Source organism: Variovorax paradoxus (assembly GCF_040544635.1).
In the GTDB taxonomy this organism is placed as follows: domain Bacteria; phylum Pseudomonadota; class Gammaproteobacteria; order Burkholderiales; family Burkholderiaceae_C; genus Variovorax; species Variovorax paradoxus_R.
Genome location: NZ_JBEPKJ010000016.1, coordinates 1 through 16,307, shown reverse-complemented (window position 1 = coordinate 16,307; position 16,307 = coordinate 1). Strand labels below are relative to the sequence as shown.

16 protein-coding genes are annotated in these 16,307 nt (G+C 67.2%); 10 read left to right on the top strand and 6 right to left on the bottom strand.

Going from position 1 to position 16,307, the window contains the following annotated elements:
• Window positions 1-16: 16 nt before the first annotated feature.
• On the top strand, window positions 17-1,000 hold the full coding sequence (locus tag ABIC94_RS23680; protein ID WP_157612102.1) for a LysR substrate-binding domain-containing protein: 984 nt from the start codon (window positions 17-19) through the stop codon (window positions 998-1,000).
• A gap of 7 nt (window positions 1,001-1,007) precedes the next feature.
• Here the strand turns inward: ABIC94_RS23680 and ABIC94_RS23675 are convergent, their stop codons facing one another.
• On the bottom strand, window positions 1,008-1,625 hold the full coding sequence (locus tag ABIC94_RS23675; RefSeq protein ID WP_354375430.1) for a 5-formyltetrahydrofolate cyclo-ligase: 618 nt from the start codon (window positions 1,623-1,625) through the stop codon (window positions 1,008-1,010).
• A 36-nt stretch (window positions 1,626-1,661) separates the two neighbouring features.
• Here ABIC94_RS23675 and ABIC94_RS23670 point away from each other — a divergent pair, with 36 nt between their 5' ends.
• From ABIC94_RS23670 to otsA, 7 genes are all read left to right on the top strand, one after another.
• Window positions 1,662-3,668 carry a lytic transglycosylase domain-containing protein gene (locus tag ABIC94_RS23670; protein ID WP_354375429.1) on the top strand — a complete coding sequence of 669 codons (2,007 nt, stop codon included), beginning with the start codon at window positions 1,662-1,664 and terminating at the stop codon, window positions 3,666-3,668.
• Between the two features lie 9 nt (window positions 3,669-3,677).
• Window positions 3,678-4,241 (top strand): MgtC/SapB family protein, encoded by a 564-nt coding sequence (locus tag ABIC94_RS23665; protein ID WP_354375428.1) that lies wholly within the window; start codon window positions 3,678-3,680, stop codon window positions 4,239-4,241.
• Window positions 4,242-4,350: 109 nt separating this feature from the next.
• Window positions 4,351-5,034: a glutathione S-transferase family protein gene (locus tag ABIC94_RS23660; RefSeq protein ID WP_354375427.1), complete on the top strand. Its 684-nt coding sequence runs from the start codon at window positions 4,351-4,353 to the stop codon at window positions 5,032-5,034.
• Window positions 5,035-5,079: 45 nt separating this feature from the next.
• A complete protein-coding gene (locus ABIC94_RS23655; protein WP_354375426.1) occupies window positions 5,080-6,339 on the top strand; it encodes a multifunctional CCA addition/repair protein in 1,260 nt (419 codons plus the stop codon).
• 127 nt (window positions 6,340-6,466) lie between these two features.
• Entirely contained in the window at window positions 6,467-7,243 is a 777-nt protein-coding gene (otsB, locus tag ABIC94_RS23650) for a trehalose-phosphatase (RefSeq protein WP_354375425.1), read from the top strand.
• Window positions 7,240-9,162 (top strand): glycoside hydrolase family 15 protein, encoded by a 1,923-nt coding sequence (locus tag ABIC94_RS23645; protein ID WP_354375424.1) that lies wholly within the window; start codon window positions 7,240-7,242, stop codon window positions 9,160-9,162. The genes otsB and ABIC94_RS23645 overlap by 4 nt, the downstream gene beginning before the upstream one ends.
• Window positions 9,159-10,544: an alpha,alpha-trehalose-phosphate synthase (UDP-forming) gene (gene otsA / locus ABIC94_RS23640; RefSeq protein ID WP_354375423.1), complete on the top strand. Its 1,386-nt coding sequence runs from the start codon at window positions 9,159-9,161 to the stop codon at window positions 10,542-10,544. The genes ABIC94_RS23645 and otsA overlap by 4 nt, the downstream gene beginning before the upstream one ends.
• A gap of 16 nt (window positions 10,545-10,560) precedes the next feature.
• Here the strand turns inward: otsA and ABIC94_RS23635 are convergent, their stop codons facing one another.
• Window positions 10,561-10,902 carry a hypothetical protein gene (locus ABIC94_RS23635; RefSeq protein WP_354375421.1) on the bottom strand — a complete coding sequence of 114 codons (342 nt, stop codon included), beginning with the start codon at window positions 10,900-10,902 and terminating at the stop codon, window positions 10,561-10,563.
• Window positions 10,903-11,075: 173 nt separating this feature from the next.
• Between ABIC94_RS23635 and ABIC94_RS23630 the strand changes: the two genes are divergently transcribed.
• Entirely contained in the window at window positions 11,076-12,629 is a 1,554-nt protein-coding gene (locus ABIC94_RS23630; protein WP_354375420.1) for a PLP-dependent aminotransferase family protein, read from the top strand.
• Here ABIC94_RS23630 and ABIC94_RS23625 read toward each other — a convergent pair.
• Genes ABIC94_RS23625 through hisN form a run of 3 tightly spaced genes read right to left on the bottom strand, consistent with a single transcriptional unit; the run spans window position 12,602 to window position 14,556 of the window.
• Window positions 12,602-13,528 carry an ROK family protein gene (locus ABIC94_RS23625; RefSeq protein ID WP_354375419.1) on the bottom strand — a complete coding sequence of 309 codons (927 nt, stop codon included), beginning with the start codon at window positions 13,526-13,528 and terminating at the stop codon, window positions 12,602-12,604. The genes ABIC94_RS23630 and ABIC94_RS23625 overlap by 28 nt on opposite strands.
• 47 nt (window positions 13,529-13,575) lie before the next feature.
• Window positions 13,576-13,770: a DUF2905 domain-containing protein gene (locus ABIC94_RS23620; RefSeq protein WP_126747984.1), complete on the bottom strand. Its 195-nt coding sequence runs from the start codon at window positions 13,768-13,770 to the stop codon at window positions 13,576-13,578.
• 9 nt (window positions 13,771-13,779) lie between these two features.
• Window positions 13,780-14,556 carry a histidinol-phosphatase gene (hisN, locus tag ABIC94_RS23615; protein WP_354375418.1) on the bottom strand — a complete coding sequence of 259 codons (777 nt, stop codon included), beginning with the start codon at window positions 14,554-14,556 and terminating at the stop codon, window positions 13,780-13,782.
• A gap of 113 nt (window positions 14,557-14,669) precedes the next feature.
• Between hisN and ABIC94_RS23610 the strand changes: the two genes are divergently transcribed.
• A complete protein-coding gene (locus ABIC94_RS23610) occupies window positions 14,670-15,065 on the top strand; it encodes a DUF5329 family protein (protein WP_354375417.1) in 396 nt (131 codons plus the stop codon).
• A 13-nt stretch (window positions 15,066-15,078) separates the two neighbouring features.
• Here the strand turns inward: ABIC94_RS23610 and ABIC94_RS23605 are convergent, their stop codons facing one another.
• Window positions 15,079-15,963, bottom strand: coding sequence for a TauD/TfdA dioxygenase family protein (locus ABIC94_RS23605; RefSeq protein ID WP_354375416.1), 885 nt, complete (start codon window positions 15,961-15,963; stop codon window positions 15,079-15,081).
• Window positions 15,964-16,307: the final 344 nt, after the last annotated feature.

Here is a 16,307-nt window from a genome sequence, read left to right as displayed (position 1 = left end):
GTCCACGCCCTCGTCCATGCAGCATTCCCAAACCCACCTGCGCTCCCGCCCGATTTCTGCCGGCCATCTGCGCGCCTTCGAGGCCGTGGCCCGGCACCTGAACTTCCGGGCCGCAGCGGAAGAAATGGCGCTCACGCAGTCGGCGGTCAGCCGCCAGATCCAGTCGCTCGAGGAAGAAGTGGGCGTGGCCCTGTTCCTGCGCCATACGCGCGCGGTGGAGCTCACGAGCGCCGGGGCGCAGTTGCTGCTGGCGGTGCAGCAATCGCTGCCGCGCATCGATACGGCTGTGCGGCAGATCCGCCAGAGCGCGGGGCGCAAGAGCGTGTCGCTCACCACTTTTGCGTCTTTTGCATCGATGTGGCTCATCCCGCGGCTCGAGGCCTTTCAGCGCGACAACCCCGAGATCGACATCCGCATCGACGCCAGCGACGTGGCCGTAGACCTGGAAGTGGCGGACGTGGACATTGCCCTTCGCTACGGCCCGCGCGAAGCCATGCCGGCTACGGCGGTTCGCCTGTTTGGCGAAACCCTTACGCCCGTGGCGAGCCCCTGGCTCTTGAAGAGCAGCCCGCCCATCAAGACGCCCGCCGACATTGCCGGCTTTACGCTGATCGAGGCCGGCGACGCGCACCGCACGCACCTCGAATGGCTGACCTGGCGGCGCTGGTTCGAAGTGAACGGCCTGGAACGGGCGCAGCCCAAGCGCTGGCTCTATTTCAACTACGCCTACCAGATGGTGCAGGCCGCGCTCACCGGCCAGGGTGTGACGCTGGCGCGCAGCTCGCTCATTGCCGAAAGCCTGGCCAACGGCGACCTGGTCGAGGTGCTGCCGCAGCATCGCATGGATTCGCCGATGGGCTACTGGCTCATCGCCGGGCCGCGCAATGCGCTGCGCCCGGAAATCAGGGCCTTCTGGGACTGGCTGCAGGCCCAGGCCATCACCACGCGCGAAACCATCGGCGAGGTGCCCGACCCGGACACCGTGGACAACATCGACTGAGCCGGGCTCAGCTGGTTGGCCAGACGACGCCGTTGTCGTTCAGGATGGCATCGAGCGGCAGGTCGTGCGCCTCGGGCTCGTAGTCGTCCAGGAAACCGTTGGTAAAACCCAGCCCCACGGTGAAGGGGCGCGGCTCCAGCGCGGCCAAGGTGCGGTCGTAAAAACCGCCGCCGTAGCCCAGGCGGTAACCCCCAGCGCTGTAGCCCACGCAGGGCACGAACAGCAGCGTGGGCACGATGAGTTCGGTGTCCTTGGGCTTGGGAATGCCGTAGGCGTCTTCTTCCATCTGGCAGCCCGGGTACCAGGCATGAAAGGTCAGCGTCTTGTGCACCTTGTTCATCACCGGCAGCCCGATGCGGCGGCGCTGCGGCTCGTCGATGAGCTCGCCGTCTTCTTTCCAGCGGTGCAATGCGGGCAGCGGGTCGAATTCGCCCTTGATCGGCCAGTAGGCGCCAATCACGGTGTCGGGCCGGCCAACCAGCCAGATCCGCATCACCCGCTGCAGAAGATCGGCCCTGGCAAGGCGGTCGGGCATGGTCAGGCGCTGCTCGATCAGCGCTTTTCGCAGCTGATCCTTGAGAAAACTCACGGTCGCCGAGGTGTCGGCATCCTTTGACTTGTCCATAATCCCCCGATGCAGTTCCCAAGCATTTTGGCACCCATGCGCCATCGCCCGCGCCGCGCAGCGCCCGCACTCGTTTTTTCCGCTGTTCTTGCCGCCGCCGCACTGCTTTCGCAGCAGCCCGCCGCTGCGCAAGCGAGCAACAGCAATGACGACGTGCTGATTCAAATGAAGCAGGCATTCCAGCGCGGAGACAAGGCCCGCCTCGCCGCCTTGTTGCCGCAAGCGCGCGGCCATGCGCTCGAACCTTGGGCCGCCTATTGGGAACTCAAGGCCCGCCTGCAGGAAGCCGCACCGAACGAGGTGCAGGACTTCTTCGCCCGCTATCCCGGCACTTACCAGGAAGATCGCCTCCGCAACGATTGGCTGCTGCTGCTGGGCCAGCGCCGCGACTGGGACGGTTTTTCCGCCGCCGTGGCCGGTTTCCGCATGGGCGACGACCCGCAGGTGCGCTGCTACGCGGTATTGGTCGAAGCCTTGCGCTCCGGCGCAGCCACGCAGGCACAGGCCGACGAGGTGCGCCGCAGCTGGTTCAGCCAGAAAGAGGCGGACGACGGCTGCCTCACCGCCGCCGACCGCATGGTCGCGGCCCGCCTGATGTCGACCAACGACGTCTGGAAGAAAGCCCGCCTGGCCATGGAGGCCAACCGCCCGCAAGCCGCGCGCGGCGCCGTGATCATTGCCGCGCCCGATGCGCTGCCGCTGTTTGAAGAACTCAACGCCAGCGCGGCCAAGTTCCTGACCGGCCGCGCCTTCGTGGCCGCCAAGTCCCGCAAGGAGCTGGTGGTCCTGGCGCTCATCAAGATCGCCATGGCCGACCCGGAACAGGCCGCCTCCCAGCTCGACAGCAAGTGGGGCCCGATGCTTTCCGCCGAAGAGCGCAACTGGCTCTGGGGCACCATCGGCCGGCAAGCTGCGGGCAAGCTTTCGCCCATGGCCGGCAGCTACTTTTCCAACGTCACGAAGAACAGCGACCTGTCCGACGACATGCTCGGCTGGCGCGTGCGCGCCGCGCTGCGCAACGGCCAGTGGAAAGAGGTGGCGCCCGCCATCAACGCCATGAGCGAAACCGGCCAGTTGGAGCCGACCTGGGTCTACTGGAAGGCGCGCGCGCTCAGCGCCGCAGGCGGTGACGAGCGGCGCGCCCAGGCACGCGAGCTTTACCAGAGCATTGCCGGCACGCGCGGCTTCTACGAAATGCTCGCGCTCGAAGAACTCGGCCAGCGCACCGTGACGCCGACCCGACCCGCTCCCCTCACGCCCGAAGAGAAAAACGCAGCGCGCAGCAACATCGCGCTCAACCGCGCGCTCTACGCCATTGCCATCGGCCTGCGCCCCGAAGGCACGCGCGAATGGAACTACGCCACCAACCTGCACGACAAGGGCGGCATGGACGACCGCGCGCTGCTGGCCGCGGCCGACTTCGCCTGCCAGCGCGAGGTGTGGGACCGCTGCATCAACACCAGCGAGCGCACCAAGGGCGTGATCGATGCGGAGCAACGCTTCCCCATGCCCTTCCACGACACGGTGCTGCGCAAGAGCCAGGACATCGGGCTCGACCCGGCCTACGTCTATGGGCTGATCCGCCAGGAAAGCCGCTTCATCATGGATGCGCGCTCGGGCGTGGGTGCCTCGGGCCTGATGCAGGTCATGCCCGCCACGGCCCGCTGGACCGCGCGCAAGATCGGCATGAACGACTTCACGCCGGGGCAGATCAACGACCGCGAGACCAACATCACCATCGGCACCAACTACCTGAAGCTGGCGCTCGACGATTTCGACGGCTCCATGGCGCTGGCCGCCGCGGCCTACAACGCCGGCCCGGGGCGGCCGCGCAGCTGGCGCAACGGCCCGGTGATGGAAGCCGCCATCTGGGCCGAGAACGTGCCCTTCAACGAAACGCGCGACTACGTGAAGAAGGTGCTCGCCAACACCACCAACTACGCCGCGCTGATCAGCGGCCGCCCGCAATCGCTGAAGGAGCGTCTCGGCCGCGTGGGGCCGCGCGACGCGGCCGAGCCCGAGCCGAACAAGGATCTCCCCTGAGATGCCGAGATGAGCTGGAGCGACCAGGTACTCGACACCGTTGCAGCCGAGTTCTCGGATGTAGGTGACGTCGCCCAGCTCACGCGCATCGTGGTTCGCCTGATGCTCGCGGCGGTCATCGGCTTCATGCTCGGCTTCGAGCGCGAGCAGCAGGGCAAGGCGGCCGGCGTGCGCACCCACATGCTGGTGGCCATCGGCTCGGCGCTGTTCGTGCTGATTCCGCAGCAGACCGGCATCGTGCCGGCCGACATGAGTCGGGTCATCCAGGGCCTGGTGGCGGGCGTGGGCTTTCTTTGCGCCGGCACCATCCTCAAGCAGGGCAAGGACGAACACCAGGTGCAAGGCCTCACCACCGCCGCCGGGCTGTGGATGACGGCCGCCATCGGCATGGCCTGCGGACTCGGCCGCGAAGTCACCGCGGTGCTGAGCGCACTGCTAGCCCTGGCCGTCTTCGCGCTGGTGCCGCGGCTCGTGAGCCTGGTCGAACGCATGGTCGGACCGCCGCGCGGCGAAAACAAGGCCGACGAAGCGCCCCGCGTGATCGCTTCGCCTGAAGACAAGCCGCCGCGCTGAGGGCGGGTAAAGCGGCGCCTGCATCAATTCGCGCGGGCTTCGGCATCAATCCGCGTGCACAGTCCCGCTAGCATTGAGGGCTGTCTCTTTCGAACCGCAGGATCACACGATGCGCAAGCTCTATATCGGCAACAAGAACTACTCCTCCTGGTCCATGCGGCCCTGGGTGCTCATGAAGCAGGCCGGCATTCCATTCGAGGAAATAAAGGTGCGCTTCGATTCGTTCGAAGCCGATTCGCAGTTCAAGAAAACCATCAGCACGCTGAATCCGGTCGCCAAGGTGCCGGTGCTGGTCGACGGCGACCTGGTGGTGTGGGACACACTCGCCATCGCCGAATACCTGGCCGAAACCTTCCCTGAGAAGCAGCTGTGGCCCCGCGCCGCGGCCGACCGGGCCCGCGCGCGCAGCATCTGCGCCGAAATGCACTCGGGCTTCGGAAGCCTTCGCAGCCTTTGCGGCATGAACATCGAAGCCTCGCTGGCCGACGTCGGCGCGCAGCTGCTGAAAGACAACCCCGGCCTGCAAGGCGATGTCGACCGCATCGTGCAGATGTGGACCGACCTGCTCGAGGCCCATGGCGGCCCGATGCTGTTCGGCGAATTCAGCAATGCAGACGCCTACTTTGCCCCCGTCGGCACGCGCATCAAGACCTACGGGCTGCCGGTGCCGGCGGCCATCTCGGCTTATATCGAGCGGGTGCAGACCCTGCCCGGCATCAAGGCATGGATCGACGACGCCCTGGCCGAGAAAGACTTCCTGCAGTTCGAAGAACCCTACCGCAAGGCACGCTGAGGCGGTACGCCGCCGAGGGGCCCGGAGTGTCCCTACACTGGGCGCATGAAAACCTATCTCGTCGGCGGCGCGCTGCGCGACCGACTGCTCGGTCGGCCGGTGTCCGACCATGACTGGCTCGTGGTGGGCGCCACACCCGAGGAAATGACGGCGCGCGGCTATCTGCCCGTGGGGCGCGACTTTCCGGTGTTCTTGCACCCGCAGACCCGCGAGGAATACGCGCTCGCCCGCACCGAGCGCAAGAGCGCGCCCGGCTACCGCGGCTTTACCGTGCATGCGTCGCCCGACGTCACCCTGGAGCAAGACCTGGCGCGGCGCGACCTCACGGTCAACGCCATTGCGATGCCCGCGGAGTTCGTGGACGCGGACGGCCGCTTCGAGCCCGATCCCGACAAGCTGGCCGACCCCTTTCACGGCCGCCGCGACCTGCAGCAACGGTTGCTGCGCCATGTCACTGACGCTTTCCGCGAAGACCCGGTGCGCATCCTGCGGGTGGCGCGCTTTGCGGCGCGCTTCGACGATTTCTCGGTCGCGCCCGAAACCATGGCCTTGATGCGCGAAATGGTGGAAGCCGGCGAAACCGATGCGCTGGTGGCCGAGCGCGTCTGGCAGGAACTGGCCCGCGGCCTGATGGAAACCCGCCCCTCGCGCATGTTCGACGTGCTGCGGGCCTGCGGCGCGCTGGCCGTGCTGCTGCCCGAGGTCGACAGGCTCTGGGGCGTGCCGCAGTCCGCGGAACATCACCCCGAGGTCGACTCCGGCGTGCACCTGATGATGGTCATCGACACCAGCGCCAGGTTGCAGGCGCCGCTGCCGGTGCGTTTTGCCTGCCTGATGCACGACCTCGGCAAAGGCACGACCGACCCCGGGCTGCTGCCGCGCCACACGGGCCACGAGAAGCGCAGCGCCGAACTGCTGCACGCGGTGTGCGACCGCTGGCGCGTGCCGGTCGATATTCGCGAACTCGCCGAGGTGGTGGCGCGCGAGCACGGCAACGTCCATGGCAGCGGCGAACTCGAGGCCGCGGAGCTGGTGCGCCTGCTGGAGCGTTGCGATGCGTTCCGCAAGCCGGCGCGTTTTGCCGACGTGCTGCTGGCTTGCGAGTGCGACTCGCGCGGCCGGCTCGGATTCGAAGACCAGCCCTATCCCCAGCGGGACCGGCTGCTCGCAGTGCTTTCCGCGGCGGCCGGCGTGGCAACCGACGCGGTGGCGCGCACGGCGCAGCAATCTGGCGCCACGGGGCCGCAAATCGGCGAGGCGATTCACCGCGCGCGTGTCGAAGCCGTGGCGGCATTGCCGGGCTGACGCCCCGCGCTGCGTGCCGGCCTCGGCGCCGGCGCCCCCCAGCCGGTGCGGTACCGCCGCGGGCATACGTCCGACTTTGGCCGACACGGGAAATGCAATGCCCGTGTTATGGTTTTCGCCGATGCCAATGTCCTCCCAGTTGCCTCCTCCGTTGGGCCGAGATACCGCCCTCTTTCTCGACTTCGACGGCACGCTGGTCGCCCTCGCACCTACCCCCGAGGCGATCGAGATTCCTCCCGCCCTGGTGGCACTGCTCGAAGACCTGAGCGACCAGCTCGGCGGCGCCCTGGCCGTGGTGTCGGGCCGCCAGATCGACGTCATCGACCGCTTCCTCGCGCCGCTGCGGCTGCCGGCGGCCGGCGAACACGGCGTGCAGCGCCGCGACTCGCAGGGCCACATGCAGGAACAGCACGCGCCCGACCTCGTGCCCATTCTGGACATCGCCAACGAGCTGGCGCGCGTGCATGAAGGCCTTCTGGTCGAGCGCAAGCATGCGGCCATCGCCCTGCACTACCGGCTCGCGCCGCAGTTGGAGGCCGTGTGCCGCGACGCCATGTCGCGCGCCATCACAGGCCGGCCCCAGTTCGAACTGATGCACGGCAAGTTCGTGTTCGAGATCAAGCCCACGGGCATCAACAAGGGCATTGCCATCGAGGCCTTCATGAACGAGGCCCCGTTCGCGGGACGCAGGCCGGTCTTTGCCGGCGACGACACGACCGACGAGAGCGGCTTTGCGGTGGTGCAGCCGCGCGGCGGCGTCGGCATCAAGGTGGGCTCGGGCCCGAGCTTGGCGCTGCACCGGCTCGAATCGCCCCGCGCGGTCTACGAATGGCTGGTCGAGATGCGCGACCAGCTCGCCGCGCCGGAACGCAAGAAAAACGAGTCCCCGAGGAACCCTGAATGAGCGAGCTGCAACTGTCGAAAGCACCCGAGGATCGCGCGGGCATGTCCATTTCCGGCGCCGCCGGGCCCGCCGACCGGGCGCCGGTCGACCCGCGCGCCGCGGCTTCGGCGGTGCCGCGCGGCTTCGGGCCGCCGGCCGAGCCCTCGCTCGACGTCGGCCTGATTGGAAACTGCGCCTACAGCGCGCTCATCGATGCACGCGGGCGCGCCGTGTGGTGCTGCCTGCCCCGCTTCGACGGCGACCCGGTGTTCAACGCCCTGCTGCATCCCGGCGAAGAAGCTGGCGCCTGGGCCATCGAAATCGAAGACTTCGCGTCCAGCAAGCAGTGGTACGAGCCCAATACCGCGGTGCTGCGCACCCAGCTGTTCGACAGCGCCGGCCAGGGCATCGAGATCACCGACTTTGCGCCGCGCTTCTACAGCCGCTCGCGCTACTTTCGTCCGCTGATGATGGTGCGCCGGGTGCGGCCGATTGCCGGCGCGCCGCGCATCCGCGTCGCGCTCGACCCGCGCTTTCAGTGGGGTGCTTCGGCACCGGTGGAAGTCACACGCGGCAGCAACCACATCCGCTACGTGGGGCCGGACCTCACGCTGCGGCTCAACACCGACGCATCGATTTCGCACATTCTTTCGCGCCAGCCTTTCGTCATTTCGCGCGAATACAACTTCATGTTCGGCGTCGACGAGACCCTGCTCGACGGCATTGCCGACACCGCGCGCAGCTTCGAGCAGGAAACCATTGCCTACTGGCGCACCTGGAGCAAGCGGCTCGCCATTCCGTTCGAATACCAGGACGCGGTGATTCGCGCGGCCATCACGCTCAAGCTATCGCTCTACGAAGACACCGGCGCCATCGTGGCCGCCATGACCACGAGCATTCCGGAGGCGCCGGGCAGCCAGCGCAACTGGGACTATCGCTACTGCTGGCTGCGCGATGCCTTCTTCGTGGTGCGGGCGCTCAATTCGCTGAGCGAAGTCGGGACCATGGAAGACTACCTGCGCTGGCTGGGTAACGTGGTGATCGGCTCGCACGGCGAGCACATCCAGCCGCTCTACGGCATCGGGCTGGAGCGCGAGTTGCCCGAGTCGATGGTCGAGAACCTCGCGGGCTACCGCGGCATGGGCCCCGTGCGCGTGGGCAACCAGGCGCAGGAGCACTTCCAGCACGACGTCTACGGCAACATCGTGCTCGGCGCGGCGCAGGCCTTTCATGACCACCGCCTGCTCGCCCGCGCGGGCGTGGCCGAGTTTCCCCATCTCGAAGCAGTGGGCGAACAGGCGATTCGCGTCTATGGCACGCCCGACGCGGGCATGTGGGAGCTGCGCACCCGCGCCCGCGTGCACACCAGCTCGGCACTGATGAGCTGGGCCGCCTGCGATCGGCTCGCCAAGATCGCGCGTACGCTGGAGCTGCCCGAGCGCGCCGCCTACTGGCACGGCCATGCCGCGCGCATGAAGGAAGAAATCCTGGCCAAGTCGTGGTGCGAGGAGCGCCAGGCCTTTGCCGAGAGCTTCGGCGGCCACGAACTGGACGCCAGCATCTTGCTGATGGTCGAGGTGGGGCTGATCGACGCGCGCGACCCGCGCTTCATCTCCACGGTCGACGCCATGGAAAAGTCGCTTTGCGACGGCCCCTACATGCGCCGCTACGAAGCGGCCGACGATTTCGGCAAGCCCGAGACCGCCTTCAACATCTGCACCTTCTGGCGCATCGACGCGCTCGCCAAGATCGGCCGTAAGGCCGAAGCCCGGCAAATCTTCGAGACCATGCTGGCGGCGCGCAATCCGCTGGGCCTGCTCTCGGAAGACACGCACCCGGTCACGGGCGAGATGTGGGGCAACTTTCCGCAGACGTATTCGATGGTCGGCATCATCAATGCGGCAGTCCGGCTGTCGGCGCCTTGGGATTCGTGCATATGAGTCGCCTGGTTGTTGTTTCAAACCGCGTGGCGGATCCGCGCAAGCCCGCGGCAGGGGGCCTGGCCGTTGCGCTCGGCGAAAGCCTGCAGCAAAGCGGCGGCCTGTGGTTCGGCTGGAGCGGCCAGATCGTGGAGGGCGGCCCCACGGGCGAAGGCGAGCTGCACATGCAGCAAGCCGGCAAGGTCACGCTCGCCACCATCGACCTGAGCCGCGAAGACCACGACAGCTTCTACCTGGGCTACAGCAACGATGTGCTGTGGCCGGTGTTCCACAACCGGCTCGACCTCGCCCACTTCGAAGCCGGCTTCATCGGCGGCTACCGGCGCGTGAACCAGCTGTTCGCGCGCAAGCTGATGCCGATGCTGAAGGACGACGACATCATCTGGATCCACGACTACCATTTGATGCCGCTCGCGGCCGAGTTGCGCGCCATGGGCTGCAAGCAGCGCATCGGCTTCTTCCTGCACATTCCGCTGCCGCCGCAGATCATCATCGCGGCCGTTCCGCAGCACGAATGGCTCATGCGCTCGCTGTTCTCCTACGACCTGATCGGCTTCCAGGCGCAGCAGGACGTGCAGCACTTCGAGCATTACGTGCGCAACGAGGCGCATGGCGAATACCTGGGCGACGACATGTACCGCGCCTACGGGCAGACGGTGCGCTGCAGCGCCTTTCCGATCGGCATCGACGTCGACGAGTTCGCGGCGCTCACGCATGCCAAGGAGTCGCGCGACATGTTCGAGACCATGAAGCGCGAGTACTCGCAGCGGCGGCTGCTGCTGGGCATCGACCGGCTCGACTACTCCAAGGGCATTCCGCAGCGCGTGCGCGCATTCCGCGAACTGCTCGCCAACTACCCCGAGAACCGCCGCAGCGCCACGCTGATCCAGATTGCATCGCCCACGCGCGAAACGGTCGATGCCTATGGCGACATCCGGCGTGAGCTCGAATCGCTGTGCGGCGCCATCAACGGCGACTACGGCGAACTCGACTGGATGCCGGTGCGCTACATCCACCGCATGGTGGCGCGCAAGCGCGTGCCGGGACTGTGCCGCGCCGCGGCGGTCGGGCTGGTCACGCCGCTGCGCGACGGCATGAACCTGGTCGCCAAGGAGTACATCGCGGCGCAAGACCCGGCCGACCCCGGCGTGCTGGTGCTGTCGCGCTTCGCCGGCGCGGCCGAGCAGCTGAAGGAAGCGCTGCTGGTGAACCCGTACGACACGCACGGCACAGCCGAAACCGTTCAGCAGGCGTTGCAGATGCCGCTCGAGGAGCGCCGTGAGCGGCACCAGAAGCTGCTGTCGCGCATCCGCGAACAAGACATTCACTGGTGGCGGCGCAGCTTTCTCGAGGCGCTGCGCCACGCCGCAAGCCACCGCTAGAAAGCGGGCCGCTCGCTCAGGTGCCGGTCAACAGCCGCACCAGCCGCATCACGGGCCGGGCCTCTGCAGGCCGGGCGGCCGGTGCCACTGCCTGCCGGGGCGCATGCACGCGCAGCCGCACCGGCGTGAGCGCCGAGAGTTCGATCCAGCCGCCGCGCTCCAACCGATGCACGTCGCCTTCGCTCAGCACGGTCTTCGCGGTGAACACGGTGTCGCCGAACCAGGACGGCGGCGACACGAGCTGCGCGCGGCCCTCCAGCATTTCAAGCCAGGTGGCGGGATCGAGAGAGGTGCGCAAGGCCTGCCCCGGCTGCAGCATGACGGTATCGGGCAGTCGGTCGAGAGTGAGTGGGGACATGGCGCGGTTTCCGGAGTTGATGCGGTCATCGTAGGAATTCGGGCGCCCGAAAAACAGGCACACGCCAAGGCGATTCGCACCGGAACAGCGGTTGTCGCGGCGCATCTGTTATGGTCGTTTTCCTTAGCAACTGCATCTGTTTTCGGATGCGCGATAGGGGGAGCATCGACGCCATGGATTCGCTACCGCTCTACCGCCAGCTTTCAGCGCACTATGTGGACGCGATTCACACCGGCTCGCTCAAGCAGGGCGACAAGCTGCCTTCGCTGCGCAGCCTGATGCGTCTGCACGACATCAGCCTGTCGACCGCGCTGCAGCTGTGCCGCACGATGGAGAGCGATGGATGGGTCGAGGCGCGCGACCGCTCGGGCTACTTCGTGCGCCGGCCCCGGCGCCTGGCCATTGCGCCCATGGAGGAGCCCGCGGCCGGCGTGCCGCCCGATCCGGCGCAGTACGTGGGCATTCACGCCAAGGTCTCGGAATTCGTGGCGCGCCGCCGGCAGATTTCCGAAAAGCTCAACCTCTCGATCGCGCGCGGCGCACCGCAGCTGTATCCCGCCGAGGCGCTGCGTAATGCGATGACGCGCATGCTGCGCCAGCAACCGGACCTGCTGACGGTCGCGGCGCAGCTGAAAGGCCATCGCCAGTTCCGGGAAGTGCTCGCGCAGCGCAGCCTGCGCGTGGGCATGGCGATCTCGCCGGAAGACATCCTGGTCACCAACGGCTGCATCGAGGCGCTCAACCTCGCATTGCGCGCCGTGGCGCAGCCGGGCGACACGGTGGCGGTGGAATCGCCCACCTTCTACGGCCTGCTGCAGGTGCTCGAGAGCCTCGGCATGCGCGCGCTGGAAATCCCGACCAGCCCGCAGACCGGCATTTCGATCGAGGCGCTGGAGCTCGCGATCCGCACCTACGACAACATCAAGGCCGTGGTGGTGGTGCCGCACCTGCAGAACCCGCTGGGCAGCGTGATGCCCGATGCCCACAAGGCACGGCTCGCCCACCTGTGCGAGCGGCATGCCATTCCGCTGATCGAAGACGACACCTACAGCGAGCTCGTCGATGCCCCGATGCCGCCGCGCGCCCTCAAGTCCTGGGATACCAGCGGCAACGTGATTCATTGCGCTTCGCTGCACAAGATTCTCGCACCCGGCCTGCGGCTGGGCTGGATCACGGCGGGGCGCTGGCAGGCCCGGGTGGAGATGCTCAAGTTCGCGCAAACGCGCAACAACGAGGGCCTCTCGCAAAGCGCGGCCGGCCTGTTCATGGGCACCGGCGCCTACGACCGCCATCTGCGCCATCTGCGCAGCTGCCTGAAGACGCAGCGCGAGCAGACCGCCGATGCCATTGCCGGCTACTTTCCCGCGGGCACGCGCATCAACCTGCCGCCCGGTGGGCTGCAATTGTGGGTCGAGCTGCCCGAGCGGCTTTCTTCATCGAGGGTTTTCGACGCGGCGCTCGCCGAGCGCATCGTGGTGGCGCCCGGCACGCTGTTCTCGAACTCTTCGCGTTTCGACCACTACCTGCGAATCAATTGCGGCTGGCCTTACGGCGAGGCGATCGATACCGGGCTGCGCCGCCTGGGCCAGATCATCGAGACGCTGAGCCGGGGTGCTGGCACAACAGGGCCGGCACAGTCGGCCCGGCCCGCGCAGCAGTCATCGCCTGCTCCCGCACGGCCGCCCGAGGCGCGCCGGCCTCAGTCGAGCAGTGCCAGGGCGGCGTAGTCGCCGACTTTTTCGCCGAGCCCTGCGGGCACCAGCAGCACGCCGCGTGTGAGCGGCGGCAGCTTGCCGTCGACCTGCGCCTGCAGCCGCGGCAGCAAAAAATCGCGGTGGTGCCAGAACACGCTGCCGCCCAGGCTGATGCGCTGGAGATCGAGCGTGGCCACCAGGTTGTAGAGCATGCGGCCCGTGACGCGGCACAAGGCATCGACGATCTCCAGGGCATGCGGCTCACCGCCCGAAGCGGCCGCGAACAGGTCGGGCGCGGGCTGCCCGAAACGGCGCGCAATGGAGTTGCCCGCCACCAGCGCCTCCACGTCGCCGAGATTGCCGCAGCCGCAGAGCGCACCGCTGGCATCGTCCACCACGAAGCTGTGACCCGCGTGGCCGGCATTGCCGTTCTTGCCACGCAATGCGCGGCCGTCGACGCACAGGCCCACGCCCACGCCGGTGCTCCAGGTGACGTAGGCGCAATGGTCCAGGCCCTGCAGCGCGCCCCAATGGCGCTCGGCTTCCAGCGCGGCCACGGCATCGTTCTCGACCCGCACGCTCCCGAAACGCCGGGCCAGCGGCGCTTCGAGGAGCGCAGTCATCCAGTTGTTGGGCAGGCCGCGCGCCGGGCCGGCAATGCCGCCGCAGATGTTGGGCGTGGCCAGTTCCACCATGCCGTCGCGCAGCTCGAAAGGCCCGGCCGACGATACGCCCACGCGGTCGATCGTGGCCGCCTCGATGCCTTGTTCGGCGCAGACCTCTTCGATCATGCGGATGATCTGCACAGCCACGGCGTCGTTGTTGCCGGTCTTGGCGGTCGGCTCGCTGCGGCGGCCGATCAGCGGCGCATCGCTCGAGGCGGAAAGGCTCACGGCCACCTTGGTGCCGCCGATGTCAACGCAGGCTCTCATCGCGTGGTTCTTCTCTTTCTTTTCGGTTTCTTGGTCGATCGATGGCGCTAGATGAAGCGCGCCACCAGCGCGGCGATCATGCTGAGCACCAGGGTGCTGGAGATCGGCAGCTGCCACTCGCGGCCGAAAGCGCGAAATTCGAAATCGCCGGGCAATCGCCCGAAGCCGAACCGGCGCAGCCACGCCGTGAGCCCGCTCATGAGCACCAGGGCAAGGACGACGACGATCAGCCAGCGGAACATGGAAACAGTCTAGGCCGCGAGGATGGCCATGGCTTGTCGGTGAAGTTCGGGCGTTGCGGCGGCAATTACCCTTCCGTCGGACTCCAGACCCAGCGGCTGGCCCTGCCAGTCGGTGATGACACCGCCTGCCGCTTCGATCAGGCCCGCGGGGCCGAGATAGTCGTAGGGCTGCAGTCCGGTTTCCACCACGAGATCGATGGTGCCGCCCGCCAGCTGGGCATAGCCGTAGCAGTCGCCACCGAAGCGCCGCATCGCGCACTGCCGGCTCAGGCGGTCGAAAGCCTGCCAGTCGGCCGGCGCAAAGATGTCGGGCGAGGTGGTGACGATGCGCGCCTTGGCCACCTCGGTACAGCTGCTTGCGTGCACCGGCTGGCCGTCGCGCGTGGCGCCCTTGCCGGCCTGGCCGACCCAGCGCTCTTTCAGCACCGGCATGTCGACCATGCCGAGCACCACGCGGGCGTCTTGCAGCACGCCGATCAGGGTGCCCCAGAGCGGCGAGCCCGTAATGAAGCTGCGCGTGCCGTCGATCGGGTCGAGCACCCAGACGCGCTCGGCGTCGAGCCGCTCGAGGCCATGCTCCTCGCCGAAGATGCCGTCCGCCGGGACACGGAGGGCAAGGATCTCGCGCATGGCCGTTTCGGCGGCGCGGTCCGCCAGCGTCACCGGGCTTTCGTCGGCCTTCGTGATGATGTCGAGCGGCGTGCGGAAATAGTGCATCGATTGCGCGGCGGCCGCATCGGCCAGCGCATTGGCAATCGACAGGAGATCGGGGGTCGGGGAGCTCATGGAGAAGTCACGCGTGCCAAAACTGCGATTAGACCCGAGCCGGGGCCGGTTTGACACGCCCGGGGCCGGCGCTCTAGCATGGGCCGAACTACCCGTCCCTCGACTACCGCTGAATGGCTCCATTTCGATTTTTGCGCACGGCGCTGCTGGCGCTTTTGCTCGGCTGCATGGCCATACTGGCCCAGGCCGCCCCTTCCGCGTCGGAGCAGAAGCTCATCGATACGCTGATCCTGCGCGTCTCCCAGATGAAGACGATGACCTTCATGCGCAACGGCAAGGCGCACGATGCCGACGATGCCGCCAAGCACATGCGGGCCAAGTTCGACCACTTCAAAGACGAGATCGCCACGGCCGAAGACTTCATCGACCGCTGCGCGTCCCGCTCGGAAATGACGGGCAAGGCCTACCAGGTCAAGATGCCGAATGGCGCAATGAGGGACGCCAAGGAATTCCTCACCGCCGAGTTGCGCACGCTGCGCCGGGGCTCCCGCAAGCCTGGCGCCGGCTGAGCTGGGAACGCGGTCAAAAAGGCGTGTCGCCGACGACAGTGGTGCGGTTCAGGCGGCGGCGCAGGTGGTCGGGCGTGCCGGCGGCCAGGTGCATCAGCGAACGGTTGTCCCAGAACACCAGGTCGTGCGGCGCCCATGCGTGGCGATACACGAACTCGGGCTTCACGCTGTGCGCGAACAGTTCGGCCAGCAGTGCGTCGCTTTCCTCCTGCGGCAGGCCGACGATGCGCGTCGTGAAATGCTCGCTGACGAACAGCGCCTTGCGGCCCGTTTCCGGGTGCGTGCGCACCACCGGCTGTACCGCGGGTGCGACCTGGTCGATCTGCGCCTGCGAGAGCTTGGGGCGCCACGGGTTCTTCGCGCGCAGCTCTTCGTACTTGGCGAGATAGCTGTGTTCGGCCTTGAGCGGGAGGATGCGCTGCTGCAAGCCAGGGTTGAGCGCTTCCCACGCGAGATGCTGGTCGGCAAAGAGCGTGTCGCCGCCCTCGCTTGGCAACTCTTGCGCATGCAGCAGGGAGCCGAGGCTCGGCTGGTGCTTGTAAGAGATGTCGGAGTGCCAGTAGACGCCTGCGTCGCCCAGGCCGATGGGTTCGCCGTTTTCCTTGATGTTGGAGACGATCAGGATCTCGGGATGGTTCTTGAGGTGGAACTGGTGCAGCACGTGGATTTCGAGCGGGCCGAAGCGGCGGCTGAAATCGATGTGCTCTTGCGGCGTAATCCGTTGGTCGCGGAACACCAGGACGTGGTGGTCCAGATGGGCGCGGTGGATGCGCGCGAAATCTTCGGCGTTGATGGGCTTGGAGATGTCGAGGCCTAGGATTTCTGCGCCTACGGGGGCGGGGAAGGGGCGGACTTCGAAGTGCTGGGGAAGAGCTTCGGTCTTGGTGGAAGCGGTCATTCCGCCAATGTAGGTTTTCAGCGGTGGTTTCTCAACGAAATCTTTGTTGATAGCTTATTTGTCGTTTCTCTGAGTTCCGAGGCCGGGTCTCGCCCCGGCGGGCGACCTACTTTTCTTTGCTTCGCCAAAGAAACGTAGGCAAAAGAAAGGCGACCCCACTGTCTGCGTCCCTCCGCTTCGCTGCGGGCAACCTGCGGTGCTCGCGTTTCGCGGGGTCTCGCAGAACTCGCTTCGCTCAAACAGCTGCGAGCCCTGATCCGCGAAACCCTCCGCTCCTCGGCGCATACAGAGGGGCTTGGAAACCGAACGGGCCTTTGCTTCGCTCGGCCACCAGGCCCCTGCGG